Source organism: Streptomyces sp. NPDC088246 (assembly GCF_044741025.1).
GTDB lineage: Bacteria > Actinomycetota > Actinomycetes > Streptomycetales > Streptomycetaceae > Streptomyces.
In genome coordinates this window covers 1-1,112 of the sequence record NZ_JBIURV010000185.1, presented here as the reverse complement: position 1 = coordinate 1,112, position 1,112 = coordinate 1, and the positions used below count along the sequence as shown (strand labels likewise).

Below are 1,112 nucleotides of genomic sequence, written 5' to 3'. Positions count from 1 at the left end.
CAGCATCTCGGCCGCGAACGCCTCCAGACGCGGACGGACCTCTTCCATCTCCTCAGGAGTCACAACTGAAAGAAGATCACAATCTATCCAACGAGTATCACTTAGGGTACCTAACAAAGCCCTACTAGGTTCTGTCGTCAAATGTCAGGCCCACATCAGGAGCGATGCGAGAGCGACTGCTGCTTGGTAGGACTCGGCGGTCTTGTCGTAGCGGGTGGCGATGCCGCGCCATTGCTTCAAGCGGTTGAAGCAGCGTTCGACGACGTTGCGCTGTTTGTAGAGCTGCTTGTCGAAGGCCGGCGGGCGTCCGCCGCGGCTTCCTCGCCGGAGCCGGTTTCGGATCTGGTCGGTCCGTTCCGGGATGGTGTGCCCGACACCTCGCTGTCTGAGCCAGGCGCGGATGGCTTTGGAGCTGTAGCCCTTGTCGCCCAGGACGTGGTCGGGCCGAATCCGTGGCCGTCCCGGTCCGAGGCGGGGCACCCGTATCGCGTCCATCACGGCTGTGAACTGGGTGCAGTCGTTGGTGTTCCCGCCAGTGACAGTGAAGGCGAGCGGACGTCCCAGGGCGTCGCAGGCCAGGTGGATCTTGCTGGTCAGGCCACCCCGGGAGCGTCCGAGCGCGGGGCTGCGGAGCCCCCTTTTCGAGCCCCGGCAGCGTGCTGGTGGGCCCGGACGGCCGTGGAGTCGACCGACACAAGCCAGTCGATGCCTCCGGCCGCGTCCGCCTTCGCCTGGGCGGCCTGGAGCATCCGCTCAAACGTGCCGTCCAGGGCCCACCGGCGAAATCGGGTGTGCAGCGTGGCCCACGGGCCGTACCGCTCAGGCACGTCCCGCCAGGCCACCCCGGTGCGGAACTTCCACACGATGCCGTTGAGTACGGTGCGGTCATCCAACCGCTTCCGCCCCCGCAGCGATGCGGGCAGCAGCGGCCGGACGAACTCCCACTCGGCGTCCGACAGTTCATGGCGACGTATCACCCGACCATGATCCACCAAGCAAGACCATTTGAAGACACTGCCTAGCTTGATCTTTAACCTGTGCGGCGGGGACGTGGGGTCGTTGGGTTCTTCGTCCGTCGCTTCGTGGTGTCTTTTTTGCGGACTGTGTGCACG

1 pseudogene is annotated in these 1,112 nt (G+C 64.9%); it reads right to left on the bottom strand.

Annotated elements, in window-relative coordinates:
- Positions 1-144: 144 nt before the first annotated feature.
- A pseudogene (locus tag ACIPEK_RS46735) lies at positions 145-974 on the bottom strand (IS5 family transposase).
- Between the last annotated feature and the right edge of the window lie 138 nt (positions 975-1,112).